The sequence below is a fragment of the Pseudorhizobium xiangyangii genome, assembly GCF_020531965.1.
In the GTDB taxonomy this organism is placed as follows: Bacteria; Pseudomonadota; Alphaproteobacteria; order Rhizobiales; family Rhizobiaceae; genus Neorhizobium; species Neorhizobium xiangyangii.
On record NZ_JAJAWH010000002.1, the window covers coordinates 136781 to 153424 of the forward strand.

General features: G+C 60.2%; 16 protein-coding genes. 10 read left to right on the plus strand and 6 right to left on the minus strand.

The features are described 5' to 3' along the window. The first annotated feature begins 162 nt into the window (after nucleotides 1-162). Complete coding sequence (bglA, locus tag LH464_RS02050) at nucleotides 163-1815, plus strand: beta-galactosidase BglA (RefSeq protein WP_226784697.1); 1653 nt, start codon at nucleotides 163-165, stop codon at nucleotides 1813-1815. Between the two features lie 54 nt (nucleotides 1816-1869). Here the strand turns inward: bglA and LH464_RS02055 are convergent, their stop codons facing one another. Both LH464_RS02055 and LH464_RS02060 read right to left on the minus strand, forming a co-directional pair. Continuing rightward, nucleotides 1870-2217 carry a hypothetical protein gene (locus LH464_RS02055; RefSeq protein ID WP_226784698.1) on the minus strand — a complete coding sequence of 116 codons (348 nt, stop codon included), beginning with the start codon at nucleotides 2215-2217 and terminating at the stop codon, nucleotides 1870-1872. A gap of 110 nt (nucleotides 2218-2327) precedes the next feature. After that, a complete protein-coding gene (locus LH464_RS02060; RefSeq protein ID WP_226784699.1) occupies nucleotides 2328-3254 on the minus strand; it encodes an AraC family transcriptional regulator in 927 nt (308 codons plus the stop codon). Nucleotides 3255-3446: 192 nt separating this feature from the next. Here LH464_RS02060 and LH464_RS02065 point away from each other — a divergent pair, with 192 nt between their 5' ends. Continuing rightward, nucleotides 3447-3584, plus strand: coding sequence for a hypothetical protein (locus LH464_RS02065; protein WP_226784700.1), 138 nt, complete (start codon nucleotides 3447-3449; stop codon nucleotides 3582-3584). After that, on the plus strand, nucleotides 3577-3924 hold the full coding sequence (locus tag LH464_RS02070) for an Atu4866 domain-containing protein (RefSeq protein WP_226784701.1): 348 nt from the start codon (nucleotides 3577-3579) through the stop codon (nucleotides 3922-3924). The genes LH464_RS02065 and LH464_RS02070 overlap by 8 nt, the downstream gene beginning before the upstream one ends. A 1-nt stretch (nucleotide 3925) precedes the next feature. On the opposite strand, the gene ade is transcribed toward LH464_RS02070, so the two are convergent. Beyond that, on the minus strand, nucleotides 3926-5623 hold the full coding sequence (gene ade, locus LH464_RS02075; RefSeq protein ID WP_226784702.1) for an adenine deaminase: 1698 nt from the start codon (nucleotides 5621-5623) through the stop codon (nucleotides 3926-3928). Between the two features lie 130 nt (nucleotides 5624-5753). Here ade and LH464_RS02080 point away from each other — a divergent pair, with 130 nt between their 5' ends. Further along, the gene (locus LH464_RS02080; protein WP_226784703.1) at nucleotides 5754-5999 is read left to right on the plus strand and encodes a DUF982 domain-containing protein; all 246 of its coding nucleotides are present in this window, start codon (nucleotides 5754-5756) and stop codon (nucleotides 5997-5999) included. Between the two features lie 96 nt (nucleotides 6000-6095). Then, on the plus strand, nucleotides 6096-6773 hold the full coding sequence (locus LH464_RS02085) for an SDR family oxidoreductase (protein WP_226784704.1): 678 nt from the start codon (nucleotides 6096-6098) through the stop codon (nucleotides 6771-6773). 79 nt (nucleotides 6774-6852) lie between these two features. On the opposite strand, the gene LH464_RS02090 is transcribed toward LH464_RS02085, so the two are convergent. Then, nucleotides 6853-7053 carry a hypothetical protein gene (locus tag LH464_RS02090; RefSeq protein ID WP_226784705.1) on the minus strand — a complete coding sequence of 67 codons (201 nt, stop codon included), beginning with the start codon at nucleotides 7051-7053 and terminating at the stop codon, nucleotides 6853-6855. Nucleotides 7054-7520: 467 nt separating this feature from the next. Here LH464_RS02090 and LH464_RS02095 point away from each other — a divergent pair, with 467 nt between their 5' ends. Together LH464_RS02095 and LH464_RS02100 are read left to right on the plus strand one after the other, a co-directional pair. Beyond that, the gene (locus LH464_RS02095; RefSeq protein WP_226784706.1) at nucleotides 7521-9023 is read left to right on the plus strand and encodes an ATPase domain-containing protein; all 1503 of its coding nucleotides are present in this window, start codon (nucleotides 7521-7523) and stop codon (nucleotides 9021-9023) included. Nucleotides 9024-9042: 19 nt separating this feature from the next. After that, nucleotides 9043-11028: a PAS domain-containing sensor histidine kinase gene (locus LH464_RS02100; RefSeq protein ID WP_226784707.1), complete on the plus strand. Its 1986-nt coding sequence runs from the start codon at nucleotides 9043-9045 to the stop codon at nucleotides 11026-11028. A 70-nt stretch (nucleotides 11029-11098) separates the two neighbouring features. Here the strand turns inward: LH464_RS02100 and LH464_RS02105 are convergent, their stop codons facing one another. Further along, on the minus strand, nucleotides 11099-11455 hold the full coding sequence (locus LH464_RS02105) for an HNH endonuclease (protein ID WP_226784708.1): 357 nt from the start codon (nucleotides 11453-11455) through the stop codon (nucleotides 11099-11101). Between the two features lie 421 nt (nucleotides 11456-11876). Here LH464_RS02105 and LH464_RS02110 point away from each other — a divergent pair, with 421 nt between their 5' ends. Both LH464_RS02110 and LH464_RS02115 read left to right on the plus strand, forming a co-directional pair. After that, nucleotides 11877-13598 (plus strand): sensor domain-containing diguanylate cyclase, encoded by a 1722-nt coding sequence (locus LH464_RS02110; RefSeq protein ID WP_226784709.1) that lies wholly within the window; start codon nucleotides 11877-11879, stop codon nucleotides 13596-13598. 115 nt (nucleotides 13599-13713) lie between these two features. Continuing rightward, complete coding sequence (locus tag LH464_RS02115) at nucleotides 13714-15015, plus strand: PQQ-dependent sugar dehydrogenase (RefSeq protein ID WP_226784710.1); 1302 nt, start codon at nucleotides 13714-13716, stop codon at nucleotides 15013-15015. A 195-nt stretch (nucleotides 15016-15210) separates the two neighbouring features. Here LH464_RS02115 and bdcA read toward each other — a convergent pair whose 3' ends face one another. Further along, nucleotides 15211-15924, minus strand: a complete 714-nt coding sequence (bdcA, locus tag LH464_RS02120) for an SDR family oxidoreductase (RefSeq protein ID WP_226784835.1) — start codon at nucleotides 15922-15924, stop codon at nucleotides 15211-15213. A gap of 135 nt (nucleotides 15925-16059) precedes the next feature. On the opposite strand from bdcA, the gene LH464_RS02125 reads away from it, so the two are divergent. Continuing rightward, nucleotides 16060-16590, plus strand: a complete 531-nt coding sequence (locus tag LH464_RS02125; protein WP_226784711.1) for a TetR/AcrR family transcriptional regulator — start codon at nucleotides 16060-16062, stop codon at nucleotides 16588-16590. Nucleotides 16591-16644: the final 54 nt, after the last annotated feature.

Genomic DNA, 16644 nt, shown 5'->3' on the forward strand with positions numbered 1-16644 from the left:
GGCAATCCTTGTCGCAATAGGACGAAGTTCCGTTCAAGGCAAGTCTGCCGGCCCCCGGTCGCGCTCGGTGGTTTGGGTTTGTCTTTTGCCTCCGGGTCTCTACGTTGGAGATTGCATTGCACAAAACAGGGCGCCAGATGGGCGCAAAACAGGAGATGCGGAATGGCGGTAGACAAGGCCAGGCTTGACAATTCCTCCTGGTGGCGCGGCGCGGTGATCTATCAGGTCTATCCACGTTCGTACCAGGATACGAACGGCGACGGGATTGGTGACATCAAGGGCATCACCCGGCGTCTTCCGCACATCGCCTCGCTCGGCGTCGATGCAATCTGGCTGTCGCCCTTCTTCACATCTCCCATGGCCGACATGGGCTACGACGTCTCCGATTACTGCAATGTCGACCCGATGTTCGGGGTGCTGGCCGATTTCGACGAGATGATGGCCGAGGCCCACCGACTCGGCCTGAAGATCATCATCGACCAGGTGATCAGCCACACCTCGGACAAGCATCCGTGGTTCGTGGAAAGCCGCACCAGCCGCACCAATCCGAAGGCCGACTGGTTTGTCTGGGCCGACCCGAAGGCCGATGGCACGGCGCCGAACAACTGGCTGTCGATCTTCGGCGGGCCCGGCTGGGAATGGGACGGCGTGCGCAAGCAGTACTACATGCACAACTTTCTGATCTCGCAGCCGGACCTCAATTTTCACAATCCTGATGTGCAGGATGCGGTGCTGGACACGGTGCGCTTCTGGCTGGATCGCGGTGTCGACGGTTTCCGGCTCGATACCGTCAATTATTACTTCCACGACAAGCACCTGCGCGACAACCCGCCGATGATCTACGATACCGACGGGGCGGGGATGGAGACCGACACCAATCCCTATTCGATGCAGAACCACCTCTACGACAAGAGCCAGCCGGAAAACATCGGGTTCCTGAAGCGCCTGCGGTCGCTGATCGACAGTTACGACAACCGCACGACGGTGGGGGAGGTGGGCGACGGTCCACGATCTCTGACGACGCTGGCGATCTATACGAGCGGCAATGACAAGCTGCACATGTGCTACACGTTCGACCTTCTCGGGCCGGCTTTTTCGGCCAGCTATATCCGCAAGATCGTGACGACCTTCCAGGACACCGTGACCAACGGCTGGGTATGCTGGGCCTTCTCGAACCATGACGTGGTTCGCCACGTCACGCGCTTTGCGGAAACGGCGGCCGAACGGGAGAGGGTGGCCAAGCTGTCGATTACGCTGCTTGCCTCGCTTCGCGGCTCGATCTGCCTCTATCAAGGCGAGGAACTGGGGCTGACGGAGGCGGAGCTTGCCTTCGAGGATCTGACAGACCCTTACGGCATTCGCTTCTGGCCGGCCTTCAAGGGGCGCGACGGATGCCGCACGCCGGTGCCCTGGGAGGTTCACAAGCCGCATGCCGGCTTCACAGAGGCCGGCCGGGCCTGGCTGCCGGTGCCACCGGAACATTCGGCCGCTGCCGTCGATGCGCAGGAGCTGGATCAGGATTCGGTGCTGCATCATTACCGCCAGGCGCTGGCGTTCCGAAAGGTGCATCCGCCGCTGTTCGACGGGGACCTCATCTTCGTCGATACCCACAATCACGACCTGCTCGCCTTCATCCGCGAGAAGGACGGCGAGCGGCTGCTCTTCGTGTTCAACCTGACGCGCGAGGCACAGGACTTCTCCCTTCCGCAAAGGATGAAATCCTGCATGCCGATCCCGGTCCCCGGTTTTGATGTCGCGCTTCAGGACGGCGTCGTGAAGCTTTCGGCACTCGATGTCTTTTGTGCGCGGGTGTGACGGGGATTTTCGCTTTCCGGGCACAAAGCGGATGTCCTTCCGCATTGTGCCCGCTCACCCCAGAATTGGCATCGATCCCAATCCCAGGATGTCATTGAGCAGCGCCAGTGCGATCCCCGCGGCAACGATCGAGATGCCGATCAGAAACAGCCGTCTGGCGCGGTCGTATTTGGCAGCGATCAGCGAGTCCCGGGCCAGCAGGTCGGCAAATACTTTGACCTGAAAGGCAATCCCGACCGTAAGCAGCAGCATCGGCAGGATGTCGATCCGGCTCCAGTCATTCGGATTGGAGACCCAGCGGCTGATGAAGCTCAAGGAAAAGCCCAGAATAATGCCGGCGGCCGTCAGTGATCCGTTGCGGAATGTCGCATCGATCTTCTCGTCTGGATCAGGCTCGGTCATGGTTCTGGTTCCGGGTGGACCCTCCGGCAAGAAACGCAGAAATCCCCGGAATCAGCAAGGCCACCGCTGGCCTCACCCGATCAGCTCCAGAGGGATCCTGATCGGATCTGTCAGGCGTCGGCGTAGCGCGTCGGCTCCTGGCGCAGCCGTGCGACGTCCTGGATCGGCGGGAAGCCGAACAGGCGGCGGTATTCGCGGCTGAACTGGGAGGGGCTGTCATAGCCCACCTGCTGCGCGGCGGTTGCGGCATCGAGCGAGGTCGTCAGGATCAACCGGCGCGCCTCCTGCAGGCGGAGCTGCTTCTGATATTGCAGCGGGCTCATGGCGGTCACGTCGCGAAAATGCTGGTGCAGTGACGACTGGCTCATGCGTGCCTCGGCGGCGACCTGCTCGATCGAGAAGGCGGCGGCGTAGTTCTGCCGGATCCAGGCGATTGCGCGGTTGACCTGCTGCAGCCGGCTGTCCGGCATGAGCATGCGCCGGACCTTGTGGGCCTGCGGTCCGCGCAGCAGCCGGTACATGAGTTCCCGTTCGGCGAGCGGCGCGAGATAGGCGATATCGTCCGGCGCATCGAGCAGCCGTACCAGGCGGAGTGCAGCCTCCAGGAATTCCGGCGAGCTTTCCTTCAGGCATATGCCCTTGGTGCAGGCACCGGTGGTTTCGGTCGCCGGTTGCGGGATCTCCATGAACATCGCACCGAGCGCCTGCAGATCGAGATCGATGCAGACGCAGAGATAGGGCTTTTCAGGACTGGCCTCGATGATCTGGCTGGTCACCGGCAGATCGACGGAAACGACGAGATGCCTTGCCGGCCCGTAGATATAGATCTCGTCGGCCAGCATCATCTGCTTTGCTCCCTGGACGACAATGCAGAGCGACGGGCGCTGCACCGTCTGGAGCGGCTGGGTGCCATTGGAGAACCGAATGAGCGCGAGGCGTGGAATGCGGGTCGGGAAAACACCATCCTCGTTGGTGTTTTGTGCAACGATTTTCGCCAGTTCAGCCAGCTGAGGAGATTCGAAGGGCGATTCCAGCATGGGGCTTTCCATTGATTTCGTGATTTTCCGTGCGATCCTTGTACGCCCGCCTTGGGTGGGTTCAAAGTTCAAAATGTGCCGCTCGGAGGATCGTGCAATCATATCGGAGATTCGGTCTACCGCCTCACGGTCTCGATCCGCCATATTCCGTCTCGTCCGATCCGGCTACCCCGGACAGAAATGGAGATGGTGATGGAAGATTTCCAGCGTCTGCTCGAAAGCCCTTTCCGCTGGCTCGCCAGCCTCGCTGCGCCGCTCGTCCGCCGCGTCCACGCTCTTGTGGAACAGAGACGGGAACAGGCACTCAGGCGGAAGTTCATGGATGGCTGAGCGCCATGCCTCTCATCGTCTTGCCCTTGCCGCCTTCGCCGCGGCTTTCGTTTTCGTTGCAACGGTGACCGCGTTCGCCGGCGACGCGCACCAGGAAACATCCATGACAATTCACCCCTATGTCGGCCTCTGGGTCACTGACGACGACTTTATCCGCCATGAGCTTCTGCCGAACGGCCGCTATGTCGAGGCACGCGGCAGCCGGGAGCGCGCCTACAAGGGCGAGTATCGTGTGAACGGCGATCACATCGACTACAGGGATGACACCGGCTTTGCCGCCGAAGGCGATTTCCGCAGGGATGTTCTCTATCATGCCGGCATGGTGCTGCGGCGGGGGTGAGTTAACGGATCAACGCAAACTTATCCACATCCACCATGCCCATGTCGGAAATCTTCAGATGCGGGATGACGGGCAGCGGCAGGAAGGCGACCTGCAGGAAGGGCTCTTCCAGTTGCGTTCCAAGGGCATAGGCCGCTTTCCTCAAGTCATGCAGCGTGTCGCGGACCCATTCGTAGGGCTCCAGGCTCATCAGGCCGGCGATGGGCAGCGCGATCTCGCCGGTGACCTTGCCGTCCTCGACGACGACGAAGCCGCCGTTGATTTCACCCAGCCTATTGGCGGCGAGCGCCATGTCGTCCTCCGAGACGCCGACGACGCAGATATTGTGGCTGTCATGGCCGACGGTGGAGGCGATGGCGCCCTTCTTCAGCCCGAACCCCTGAACGAAACCGTTGGCATGGTTGCCGTTCTTGCCGTGCCGTTCAATGACGGCGACCTTGATGATATCGCGCTCGATATCGACGGTCGTCTGGTTGCCGGAGGTGGGCAGGCGGTAGCGGCGATGCTCCGTGATGATCTTGCCGGGCATGACGCCGATCACCGGTGTTTCGCCTTCCGCGACCGGCACGCCGAAGTGCATCGCCTGCACCGGCCGCGCCTTGACGCTGTTGAGGCCGACCGGAGCGACGGCCCCACGGGCGGCGAAGAGTTCGTCGGTAACCTTGCGGCCGGCGGAAAACACCATCTCTGCCTTGCAGTTTTCAAGCGTGTCGACGACCACGAGGTCCGCCCGCCAGCCGGGCGCTACGAGGCCTCGGTCGCGCAGGCCAAAGGCCTTCGCGGCTGATATCGATGCGGCGCGGTAAATTGCCAGCGGCTCGACGCCATGCTTGATCGCGGTGCGGATCATGTAGTCGAGATGGCCTTGTTCAGCGATGTCGAGCGGATTGCGGTCGTCGGTGCAGAGCGCAAGGTAAGGCGACAGGCGCTCCGTGAGGATCGGCATCAATGCGTGCAGATCCTTGGAGACCGAGCCCTCGCGCACGAGGATATGCATGCCCTTGCGGATCTTTTCGAGTGCTTCCTCGGCGGTCGTGCATTCGTGTTCGGTGCGGATGCCGGCCGAGAGATAGCCGTTCAGGTCGAGCCCACGCAGCAGCGGCGCATGACCGTCGATATGGTCGTCGTAAAAGGCATCGAGCTTGGCGAGGCAGATCGGGTCCTTGTGGATGACGCCGGGGAAATTCATGAACTCGGCAAGGCCGATGACTTTTGGATGGTTGCGGAAGGGCAGGAGTTTTTCGATCGGCAGGTCGGCGCCCGCCGTCTCCAGATGCGTGGCGGGCACGCAGGAGGAAAGCTGGACGCGGATGTCCATGATCGTCCGTTCGGCCGAATCCAGGAAGAATTCTATGCCTTCGGCGCCGATGACATTGGCGATCTCGTGCGGATCGCAGATCGCCGTCGTCACGCCATAGGGCAGCACGCATCGGTCGAATTCATGCGGGGTGACGAGCGAGCTTTCGATATGCAGATGCGTATCGATGAAACCGGGAACGACGATCTTGCCGGAAATGTCGATCTCGGTCTTGCCTGTGTAAGTGCCACAGGTGCCGACGATACGGTCGCCGCACATGGCGATATCGGATTGGACCAGTTCGCCCGTGACGAGGTCGAAGAATTGCCCGCCCTTGAGCACGATGTCGGCGGGCTCGCGGCCGGTGCCCTGATCGATCAGCGTTTCGAGGCGCGTGGTCATGTGGTCTCTCCGATTCATTCGTCCGGTAGCTTTACCCCCGCGCGTCCGGTTCGGGGAGGGGTGCCCTGAGAGAAACCCGAACGCCGACAAGACACTAGGACGATCACGATTGTTCCATTAGGATAGAGCAATGAGTCTCTCCTGGAAAATTCCCGTCATCATTTCTATCGGCGATCCACCTGCCGAGACCGCCATCAGCACCCTGCAGGCGGCCGCGTGGGCATTGATCGAAGACTGGCCGCTCGAAGACGAGCCCGCCCTCGACCATGCGCTCGTCGTCTGCGCCGCCGTGATGGAGGGCAAGCGCAAGCCGGAAGAGGCGCGCCAGGCCTTCGTGGCGGCGGCGACCGAAGCCGGTATTCTTATCAAGGCGTAATTCCTCGTCGGCGTCCCAGGGCGCGATGGCGGAAAAGGTCGGAAACTGCACGGTGGATCGCTGGACAGGCGAGGACTGTGTCCTATCTTCGCCCGCATGAAACGCACTATCATCACCGGCGGTGCCGGCCTCATCGGCACAGCGCTCTGCAAGGCGCTCGCGGCGCATGGGTTCGAGGTTGCATCGTTCGACCTGGAGCCGGCACCGGAGGGCGTGCGGCATGTCCACTGCGACGTATCTGACGAGGCTTCGGTTCTCGGTGCCTTCGAGGAGCTCGACTGGGACAGCCTCGATCTCCTTGTCAACAATGCCGGGATCGCAAGTCCGGTCACAGGACCAATCGCCGAGCTTTCGCTCGATGACTGGCGGCGGGTGACGGATAGTCATCTGACCGGCGCTTTCCTGATGACGCGGGCGGCGGTGCCGCTGATGAATGAGGGAAGCGCCATCATCAACATGGCCTCGACGCGGGCCTTGATGTCCGAGCCGAATACGGAGGCCTATGCCGCCTCCAAGGGCGGGCTCGTGGCGATGACACATGCGCTGGCGATCAGTCTCGGCCCGGCGATCCGGGTCAATGCGATTGCGCCCGGATGGATTTCGGGTGGCGACGGGTTGCGGCCGGAAGACCATGCGCAGCATCCGGTCGGGCGGGTCGGCGAGCCGAACGATATCGCCGAGGCCGTTCTCTACCTTGCGACCGCAGGGTTCGTGACCGGTCAGGTGCTGACCATCGACGGGGGCATGACCCGCAAGATGATCTACGCGGAATGAATGCGGACGCTGCGGCGCAAGCGGCAGGCGCACCATTGGCGTCTTTGGCCGATGGTGGACTTATGGCGGGCTGACCGGTTCAAAGCTTGCGGGCTTCCAGACGCCGCTTGTCACGCTCAACATGTTCGGAGCCAAGCTCTGTCAGGCGGAATTGCCGTTTCTGAAATTCTCCGCGGATAAGAATGAAGCCTTGCTCCTCGGCTTCGCTCAGTGTTTTCAGGCTCGTGCGTTGAGGAGGCGACTGCCAATCCATGCCCACAGCGCTGTGCAGCAATACCATTATCTTTATGATTTCGTTTCTCCACGGCTGGTGCGTACAGCCGAACCCTTAGCCCTTCGCTTGCGCCGCCGCAATGTCCACGTCCGGCCCGAAGCAGACATTGCCACACTCCGCCATTGCACTCTGCTTTTCCAGCCGAAGGACGTCTCCGACCACGATACTCGCTTTGTAGTTTAGAATTATGTGAAAGTGACGGGCGGCAACGGGAGCATGGTTAGCCACATAGCAAGGACGGCCGGTGATTGAGCAACAAGACCGGACGGTTCATTCGGCCCAACGATTCTTATGAACGGTCAGATCGAGTGAACTTGGCGCGGCTGCACCGCTCCATGCACCAAACGATTCCAATGTACTGAACAAAAACAGCTTTCGAGCGTTATCTCGCTCGGGTGCGGACGTCCAAATTTGAGAGACAGGACCTAAAGGCGTTTGTCCGCGCCGGCCACCGAACTAGGGAGTTTGCGGGAATGAATATCGGAATTGGGGCAAAAGCCAAGACTGGTGTCGTTGGACTTGACGACATTTTGGTTGGAGGATTGTCGCGAGGACATGTTTTCTTGCTTGAGGGCAACCCTGGCGCTGGGAAGACTACCATTGCCCTTCAGTTTCTTATCGAAGGGGCAAAACTCGAGGAACGCTGTCTTTACATCACCCTTTCCGAAACGGAGAGCGAATTGCGCTCCGGCGCGGCTTCTCATAACCTCGAACTCCACGAGCACATCGAGATTTTCGAGTTAGTACCGCCGGAAAGCCTGCTCGACGCCCAACAGCAGCAAAGCCTTCTCTACTCGTCCGACCTTGAACTCGGCGAAACCACCAAACTCATCTTTGAAGCCGTCGAGCGGATCAAGCCTTCCCGCGTTGTTTTGGACAGTCTGTCGGAAATCCGATTGCTTGCTCAGAGTTCGCTGCGATATCGCCGCCAGATATTGGCACTCAAGCACTACTTTGCACGCCTGGATGCGACCGTACTCTTGCTCGACGACATGACGACTGATGTCAATGATAAGACGGTTCACAGCGTCGTCCATGGGGTGATCAATCTCGAGGAAATTGCTCCGACATATGGATCTGAACGCAGAAGGATGCGCGTCGTCAAATACCGTGGCCAATCTTATCGAGGCGGATATCATGACTTCAAAATAGAAACCGGCGGTGTCGTGGTGTTTCCCCGTCTCATTGCCGGAGAGCACAGGACAGCGTTTTCGCGCGCTCCAGTCAGCAGTGGTATAGCAGAGATTGATGAGTTGCTTGGCGGCGGGATCGAGCGCGGATCGAGCACGCTCGTGATTGGCCCAGCGGGCACTGGCAAAAGTACGTTTGTCATGCAGTTCATGGCGGCGGCCGTACGGCGCGGCGAGAAAGCGGCTGTGTTTGTCTTCGATGAAGAACTCGGGCTTCTTTTCTCACGCATGAAGGCGATGGGTATCGATCTCGAAGAACTGCAAGCATCGGGGGGCTTGCATATAGAACAGCTCGATGCAGCGGAATTGTCTCCGGGCGAATTCGCGCATCGGGTCCGGGCAAGGGTCGATAGCGCAGGCGCGAAAACCGTGCTGATCGACAGCATCAACGGCTACCAGGCATCGATGCCAGATGAGCATGCCTTGATCCTACACATGCATGAGCTTCTGCAATATCTCAACCGCCAGGGAGCCAACACCTATCTGACCGTGGCCCAGCATGGTTTGGTGGGTGATATGAAATCACCTGTTGACGTCACCTATCTCGCAGATACGGTGGTTCTACTCAGATATTTCGAGGCGACCGGCCAAGTGCGGCGGGCGGTCTCGATCATCAAGAAGCGGACCGGGTTCCACGAAGACACTATCCGTGAATACCGGATATCCAACCAAGGCCTCAGCCTAGGCGCTCCACTTTCCGGGTTCCAGGGCGTGCTCAGGGGCGTGCCCAATTTCGTAGGCGGCGCGCAGCCACTGATGATGGCCGGGGGGAAAGTCAATTCCTGATTCCCTGGCTCCTGTCGCGTTGATACTTGCGCCTGGTGGGCGTGATGCCGAAGTCGCCGGTGCACTTCTAACCGAGGCCACAATTCCCTCGACAACAATCGCCAACCTGTCCGAACTGGTGGCTTCGTTTGATGATATGACCGCGTTTGTCGTGCTAACGGAAGAATCCGTGCGCTCGGCCGACCTAAAGCCGCTGGCAAATTGGTTGGCCGAACAGCCTAGCTGGTCGGACCTGCCCTTCATCGTACTTACTCAGAGAGGCGGTGGGCCTGAACGCAATCCCGCGGCCGCCAGACTTTCGGAGGTACTCGGAAACGTCACCTTCCTCGAGCGCCCCTTCCATGCCACGACGTTTGTCAGCGTCGCTCGTTCTGCTCTAAAAGGGCGTCGCCGTCAGTTCGAAGCACGTACCCGCCTTGTGGAAATATCAGAAGCCGAGCGCCGGTTACAGACAGCGCTCGAAGCGGGGCGGCTGGGTGCGTGGGAACTCGATATTGCCAGCATGGAAATGACTACCTCGGCCACATGCAGAGCGATCTTCGGTCGGAGGCCCGACCAGGCTTTTGGCTATCAAGAGCTTGTGGCGTCCATACACCCCGAAGATCAATCGCGGATGCAGGCTGCCATTCAGGAGACGCTGCGCTCCGGCAAGGACTACGCGATCGAATATCGAGTGATTTGGCCCGATGCCAGCCATCACTGGGCCGAGATCAGGGCGCAGCCCTATCATGACCGTCACGGCAATGTGGAACGATTGGTGGGCGTTTCGGCCGATATCACCGCACGGAAAAACGCTGAGGATGACCTGCGGCGTCTCAACGAAACGCTGGAAGAGCGCGTCTCAAAGCGGACAGCCGAACTGGAAATTGCCGAGGAGCAACTTCGGCAAGCCCAGAAACTCGAGGCAATCGGCCAGCTCACGGGCGGTGTCGCCCACGATTTCAACAACTTGCTTATGGCCGTTCTGGGCAATCTCGAGCTTCTGGGAAAGCACTTGGCTGGAGACGCCAAAGCGAGTCATCTGATTGACGGGGCGACGCGCGGCGCGCGGCGGGGTGCTGCGCTGACACAACGTCTGCTGGCGTTCGCAAGACGGCAGGACCTGACTGTGGAGGCGGTCGATCTCATCGACCTTGTCAACGGAATGGACGATCTGCTTCTTCGTTCGATAGGGCCAAATGTTCGGATTGAAAAGCAATTGCCGCTGGGTTTGCCCTTGGCTTTGATTGACTCAAATCAGGTCGAACTTGCACTTCTGAATCTTGCCATCAACGCGCGTGACGCAATGCCGGATGGCGGGACGCTGTGGATCTCGCTACGGAGCGAGCTGCTGGAGAGCTCAACCAGCGTTATCGACGAAGGACACTATCTTGTGCTCACAGTGGCAGACACCGGGTACGGCATGGACAAGGTAACGCTAGAGAAAGCCATCGACCCCTTCTTTTCCACCAAGGAACTCGGCAAGGGCACTGGACTGGGGCTATCGATGATCCATGGGCTAGCAGTCCAGCTCAATGGCGCGTTGAAACTGGATAGCACGGTTGGAAAGGGAACCCGCGCCGAACTCTGGCTGCCGATGGCCGCCGACACTATGAAGGAGGTGTATAAAGAACCGCCTGCCGATGAACCGATGGTGTCTCCCGCGCTTCGCATTCTGATGGTCGATGACGATGCTCTCATAGCGATGAGTTCGGTCGACATGCTTGAGGACCTCGGGCACATCGTTACTGAAGCCAATTCTGGAGCCGAAGCTCTCGCTCGCCTCAGGATCGGCGATCCCTTTGACCTTATGATTACTGATTACTCCATGCCGGGTATGAACGGCGCGGAACTCGGCAAGGCGGCCCGGGAACTTTATCCAAATCTTCCCATATTGATGGCCTCGGGATATGCCGATCTGCCGCCAGGCTCAGGCATCGATCTTCCCCGTCTTGGCAAACCCTATACCCAATCACAGCTCGCATCTGAGATTGGAAAGCTTTTCAGGCAATCTGGTACACAATAAATCTCCGATGCACCCAGCTATTCCGCATTTTATTGAATGACCGCTCATGGCCCAAAGGGACGTTTGCCCGTTACGGTTTGCGCCCTCGGCCGCGACCCGACGACTGTCGGGATTCCTTCGCCGAATCCGAGAAACCTGGAGGTTTGCTTTTTACCCATGCAACGAATGTTTGCACGGCAGGGTCTTCAAGGATGGCCTCGATCGTGGAGAACTTCTTGGCGAGTTGGGCATCCGTAAAAATCGCATGTATCTGGTCGTGGCAGATACGGTGCAGGCAAACGGTTTTCTTGCCGCCCTTGCTCTTGGGGACGAGATGATGCTCGTCTTGTTGATCATCCGGGATCACGCGCTCGCACATCGGGCAAAGCACTGGCTCTGGCACCGCCTCGTCGCATGACGCTAGTTCAACTCTGTTCTTGCGGGCCATCGGTCCATCATTCAAAGCGCTGTCGGCCTTGCGTCGAGTTTGCTTAAATCGGTGCAGGCCCTTGTACGCCGCAGATATCGCTTCTTCTCAGGCGAAGCAATGCTGTCTGATCGACCTTGGGCCGAGGCATGGCCCGATATGGTCTGCGAAGATTGATAAGCGATCACGATCGCGCTTCTGCGCCATGACGGCCACCGGCCCATTGCGGACTTCACTGCACGTCTGATTTCGATCAGCGGATATCCTGGAGCCTCCAGAATAAGTTCATAGCTGGCGCTTTCTGATATCACGAAACCCTCCGTGATCAGCTGCCCCGGTTGACGACTTTCGGCTCGCAAGCGACTGGTCCGCCAAGCCGGCAGCGGGCGCCCATTTTGCGGGGATTAACGGCATCAAAAGCTTTTTGCGCTATCGCGGAGCAATGACTTGGGGTGGATTTCGAAAAAGACTTCTGGCGACCTTTCTGCTTCTGGCGACGCTGGCGCACGCCAGCGCCGGATCGGCTAACGCGGCGGATCCTGCCGAAATACGCAGTTCCTGCTGGGCGTCCGGCACTCTGTCGGAAGACGTGGTTGCGATAGCTCGGAATGCAGAGCGATGGTCCTGCGCCGACCGCAAATTCTCCATCGCAGCCGAGCGCGTGTTGCTTCGCTTCGACATCACTCCGGACGATATCCTTCCCCGATATCTCCTCTCAAGGCGGAGCGCGCTCGAGGCGGTGCATCTGCTTGCAATCGATCGGGACGGTGCGGTCCGGCAAGCTTCCATTCCTGCCGCCTCCTTGCCCAGTTCAATGGCTGGCGGGCACTTCAAGGCTTCGCTGCCGGATGTGACGCGCGAGACCCGGCAGATCGTTGTCGCGGTTGACCTGCCGACCCACCGGATGACGCTGGAGAGGGCACATCTTGCACCAACGGACGCAGTTGGCAGCATCGACGACATGCGATTCCTGCTGATTCTGGCGGGGCTTGCGGGCATGCTCGTCATGCCCTTGATCTTCAATGCTGTGTTCTACCGCGTCCTACGCGAACCTTTCGTTCTCTGGCACTCGGCTCTCACAGTTTCGCTGCTGATGACGATCCTGGTTTCATCCGGGCTGTCGGTCATGTTTTTTGATCCGCCTGCCATGACGTTGAGCTGGATGACGACATTGATCTTCGGGATGACAGTCGCGGCAGGGGCGATGTTCACCTACAGCTTCATCGAGCCCGGACTGATGCATCCGTTGCTGCGGCGCCTGCTACCCTATTGCGCGGCATGGGCAATGTTCCTGAGTGCGTTTCATGCGGCGTTCCCCTTCGTTGAGCGACCCATACAGACGAGCGCATACACGGCGGCGTTTGCACCGATCCTTGTCGTCTTCCTATTGGCAATGATCGATGCCTTGCGTCGCGGAAGCCGCGCCGCAAGGTTCCAGGCCGTTGGATACGCGCCAATGATCCTGGTCGGATTGATCCGTCTGGTGACCGGTGTCGTTCCCTGGTTGCAGAGCACTGACGCCATGCTGCTGTTCTACATCGGGTGCATGTGTGAAGTCCTTTTCACGACGCTCGGGGTGGCAGACCGATTGGGGAGCATGAAGCGCGATAGAGACCGCGCACGCAACGAAGCCGACCTGCTCGAACGGCTGTCCGAAACAGACCCGTTGACGGGATTGCTCAACCGGCGGGCGATCGAGCGACAGTTCGAGCAGCTTCGAAGCGAAGGCTTCGTCGCACTGGCTGCCATCGACCTTGATCATTTCAAGGCGATCAACGATGTAAACGGGCATAGCGTTGGAGATGAGGTGCTCAAGGCTGTGGCGAATGCGCTCCAGCCAGGCCCGAGCGTTCGCGCGTACCGCCTTGGCGGCGAAGAATTCGTGCTTCTCCTGCGCGGCGACGACGCCTATTTTCAGGCCGAGTTCCGGCGCCAGGCAATCCCCGCAACTGTCGCGAATACAGTTTCGGGTCTCGGACGATCCGTAGCTGCCAGCATGGGTTTGACGGATCTTTCCGGCGATGAAGGTTTCGCGATACTTTATGAACGGGCCGACAAGCTGCTTTACGAAGCCAAGAGCGCGGGGCGAAATCGAACCCGGAGCGCAAGCAGGACGACGCCGGTGCTGACGACCTTTCCAGGCGACCGAGCGATGATCGCGTAGAACAGCGCGGTGTTCAGTCCGTTTGAGATTTTTCGCAATCCCCCTCTAGTTCTGGCCGCGCAAAGGCTTTAGCGTCCGGTCTTTCCTAGATTTCCCTCATTGTCAGAGGCACCCCATGGCCGAGCCTTCCCTATTTGCCCGCTTTGTCGCCTTTATCGGCCAAGGCACTGTTCTCATTCGTCATTCGGGTGATGGCCCGCGGGCGCCGGTTTATGGCACGGCGCCGGCCATTCCGGTGGCCAAGCCGCAGGGCATGATGCCGACGCTGAAGATGCCGACGGCCAAGGGCTGGGAGGGCGAGCACAAGCCGACGGCGGCCGCCGGGCTGAAGGTCAATGCCTTTGCGCGGGGGCTGGTGCATCCACGCAATATGCATGTGCTGCCCAATGGCGATGTGCTGGTGGCGGAATCCATGGGCGAAACGGGAAATCCGCGCACCTTGTTCGACCATGCCATGTCGGCCACGATGCAGCGGGCACGCGCGTCCGGCGACAGCCCCAACCGCGTGACGCTGCTGCGTGATGCCGACGGCGACGGGGTGGCCGAGGAAAGCCACGCCTATATCGAGAATGTTCGGCAGCCCTTCGGCATCGTGCTTGTAGGCGAAACGCTTTATGTCGGGGCGAGCGACGCGCTTCTGGCCTACCCTTACGAGGCGGGTGCGACGAGAGTTACCAAGCCGGCCAGAAAGCTGATGGATCTGGTGCCCGGCGGGCATTGGACGCGCAATCTCATTGCCAGCAAGGACGGCACCAAGCTTTACGTGGCTGTGGGGTCGCTGACCAATATCGCTGACGGAGGCATGGACGTGGAGGAAAACCGCGCCTGCATCCACGAATACGACCTGACAACGGGGCAGTCCCGCATTTTTGCCGGTGGCCTGCGCAATCCTGTGGGCATGGCCTGGGAGCCCGAGGGGGGCATGCTCTGGACGGTTGTCAACGAGCGCGACGGTCTGGGCGATGAGACGCCACCCGACTATCTGACATCGGTGAGCGACGGCGGGTTTTACGGCTGGCCCTATTGCTACTGGAACCGGGTGGTGGACGATCGCGTCCCGCAGGACGCTGCCAAGGTGGCCTCGGCGCTGCAGCCCGATTATGCGCTGGGCGGGCATACGGCGTCGCTCGGGCTTTGCTGGCTGCCCGAGGGCACGCTGCCGGGCTTTCCGGCGGGCATGGCCATCGGCCAGCACGGTTCGTGGAACCGCTCCAAGCTCTCGGGCTACAAGCTGGCGTTCGTCGCCTTCGAAAAGGGCAAGCCCCAAGGGATGCCGCGCGAAATTCTCACCGATTTCCTGTCGCCGGACGAGAAGCACTCCTATGGCCGCCCGGTCGGAGTGGCGCTGGCGGCGGACGGCGCGGTATTGATGGCCGACGATGTGGGCGACGTCATCTGGCGCGTCACCGCCGCCTGAGAGCGGGGTGACCACCGGACTCTTCCGTGGTTGGTGGTCGCCCATCTCTGATGCCGGACTGGCAGCATTCGGCCCATTGCGGACATAGAAGGTTCGATCATGGAAAGACGGCTCAGCGCTTCATTTGCGCCGTCCCGGCACTAAAGTTCGCAACGCGAGGGGCCGCATGCTTCGGCTCCCCTCGCGTCTTGGTGATCAAGCGCCAAACGCACCATCTATCGTATGCATCGCTCCGGTGACGAAGCCGGCCTCAGGGCCTGCAAGCCAAGCGACCATTCCCGCTACTTCTTCCGGTCGCCCGTGGCGTTTGATGGCCATGAAGCTGTGCATCAGGTCCTTCATCGGTCCATTCTCTGGATTTGCGTCGGTATCGATCGGTCCCGGCTGAACGATATTGATCGTGATCCCTCGGGGCCCGAAATCTCGCGCCAGCCCTCGCGCCAACCCTTGCAGGGCGGACTTGCTCACCGCATAGGATGCCATGCCCGGCACGGGCATCCGGTCACCATTGACGGAACCGATGACGATGATCCGGCCACCTTCCGGCATCTGCCGCGCCGCCTCTACCGAAGCATGATAGGGTGCTTGGATATTGATCTGAAATAGTCGGTCGATCACATCCGGATCCTGTTCCAGAGCATCGCCGAAAACGCCAATCCCGGCATTGACCACCAGAACATCCAAAGGGCCGCTTTCGCGCACCCTAGCTATCACCGCATCGCGGTTGGCGCTGTCTGTCAAAACGGCCGTGCTGCCCGTCTCGGCAGCCAACTGATCGGCCGCAGCTCGGGATCCGGCATAGGTAAAGGTTACCGCCGCGCCTTCGGTCGCAAACCGCCGTACAATGGCCGCTCCGATACCCCGGCTGCCGCCGAGCACCAGAACGGATTTTCCTTGGAAGATAGACATCTGCATTCCTTGATGATTAACGTAATAGATGCTACATAAATCACCTGCTGCACTCGTCAAGATAAATATGTAATGATCACTACAAATAAATTGCGCCCGCGCGGTCGTCCACGCCGCTTTGATCCCGACCAAGGTGTGGCTGCTGCCCAGCACCTGTTCCACGCGCGCGGCTACGATGCTGTCAGCGTAGCGGACGTTACGGCAGCCATTGGCATCAACCCGCCTAGCTTCTACGCCGCTTTTGGCAACAAAGCCGGCCTCTACGCTCGCGTTCTCGAACGCTACGCCGTTACCGAAGCAATTCCCCTTCCTGATCTGCTGCGGCCTGACCGCCCGGTCGCCGAATGCCTAACGGCGGTGCTGGAAGAGGCTGCCCGGCGCTATGCTGCCAATCCCGCTGCCGCTGGCTGCCTCGTGCTGGAAGGCACACGTTGCGATGACCAGGAAGCCCGTGCGGCCGCCTGCGCCTTCCAAGCGGCCGCGGAGGACATGATCCGCGTCTACATTGCCGCGCGTTACCCGGAAGAGGCAGAGCGCTTGACGGACTTCGTCAGCACCACCATGGCAGGTCTTTCCGCCAAGGCCCGCAGTGGACTCGACCTTGATCGCCTGCTGGCCATCGCTCGCCTTGCCGGACGCGCGATAGCCCAAGAGTTGCCTGCCTGAGCGCCGTGTGCGCGGTTCGCTCATGGCACCGCTGCCGGTTTCGCCGGCAGCGGT

What these genes read in the sequence shown, in the direction of transcription:
- LH464_RS02080 (WP_226784703.1), top strand. Translation starts at nt 5,754, where the DNA reads ATGAGTCTCTCCTGGAAAATTCCCGTCATCATTTCTATCGGCGATCCA.
- LH464_RS02085 (WP_226784704.1), top strand. Translation starts at nt 6,096, where the DNA reads ATGAAACGCACTATCATCACCGGCGGTGCCGGCCTCATCGGCACAGCG.
- bglA (WP_226784697.1), top strand. Translation starts at nt 163, where the DNA reads ATGGCGGTAGACAAGGCCAGGCTTGACAATTCCTCCTGGTGGCGCGGC.
- LH464_RS02055 (WP_226784698.1), bottom strand. Translation starts at nt 2,217, where the DNA reads ATGACCGAGCCTGATCCAGACGAGAAGATCGATGCGACATTCCGCAAC.
- LH464_RS02110 (WP_226784709.1), top strand. Translation starts at nt 11,877, where the DNA reads ATGACTTGGGGTGGATTTCGAAAAAGACTTCTGGCGACCTTTCTGCTT.
- LH464_RS02065 (WP_226784700.1), top strand. Translation starts at nt 3,447, where the DNA reads ATGGAAGATTTCCAGCGTCTGCTCGAAAGCCCTTTCCGCTGGCTCGCC.
- bdcA (WP_226784835.1), bottom strand. Translation starts at nt 15,924, where the DNA reads ATGTCTATCTTCCAAGGAAAATCCGTTCTGGTGCTCGGCGGCAGCCGG.
- ade (WP_226784702.1), bottom strand. Translation starts at nt 5,623, where the DNA reads ATGACCACGCGCCTCGAAACGCTGATCGATCAGGGCACCGGCCGCGAG.
- LH464_RS02090 (WP_226784705.1), bottom strand. Translation starts at nt 7,053, where the DNA reads ATGGTATTGCTGCACAGCGCTGTGGGCATGGATTGGCAGTCGCCTCCT.
- LH464_RS02095 (WP_226784706.1), top strand. Translation starts at nt 7,521, where the DNA reads ATGAATATCGGAATTGGGGCAAAAGCCAAGACTGGTGTCGTTGGACTT.
- LH464_RS02115 (WP_226784710.1), top strand. Translation starts at nt 13,714, where the DNA reads ATGGCCGAGCCTTCCCTATTTGCCCGCTTTGTCGCCTTTATCGGCCAA.
- LH464_RS02060 (WP_226784699.1), bottom strand. Translation starts at nt 3,254, where the DNA reads ATGCTGGAATCGCCCTTCGAATCTCCTCAGCTGGCTGAACTGGCGAAA.
- LH464_RS02070 (WP_226784701.1), top strand. Translation starts at nt 3,577, where the DNA reads ATGGCTGAGCGCCATGCCTCTCATCGTCTTGCCCTTGCCGCCTTCGCC.
- LH464_RS02105 (WP_226784708.1), bottom strand. Translation starts at nt 11,455, where the DNA reads ATGGCCCGCAAGAACAGAGTTGAACTAGCGTCATGCGACGAGGCGGTG.